Annotated in this window: 1 protein-coding gene; it reads right to left on the bottom strand. The window is 41.6% G+C overall.

The window, feature by feature from the left end; translation table 11 throughout:
* Positions 1 to 238, bottom strand: a 238-nt coding sequence (locus J3U35_RS05200) for a hypothetical protein (RefSeq protein ID WP_267360002.1), incomplete at both ends; no start/stop codon positions are given.

Genomic DNA, 238 nt, shown 5'->3' with positions numbered 1-238 from the left:
TGGTTTTCAGCGTTTCCAAATAATCGAATGCCGCTTGTTTTTCGGCTGGGGTAAGCTGTTGCTCTAAACGATTTTGGATTTCTTTGTTATATTCCCAAACCGGTGGTAGTTGCTCTGCATCCCATGCTAAATTGTTGCCTATCTCGATAATTTTTTGTTTTGCATAATCACTTAACCGTGACCAGGCATAGGCTTTAACCGGATCTTGCTCCCGTCCTAAACCATATAAATAGGCTTC

This window comes from Gilliamella sp. B2717 (genome assembly GCF_026536675.1).
Classification (GTDB): domain Bacteria; phylum Pseudomonadota; class Gammaproteobacteria; order Enterobacterales; family Orbaceae; genus Gilliamella; species Gilliamella apicola_I.
This window is presented reverse-complemented; position numbering and strand designations above follow the sequence as displayed.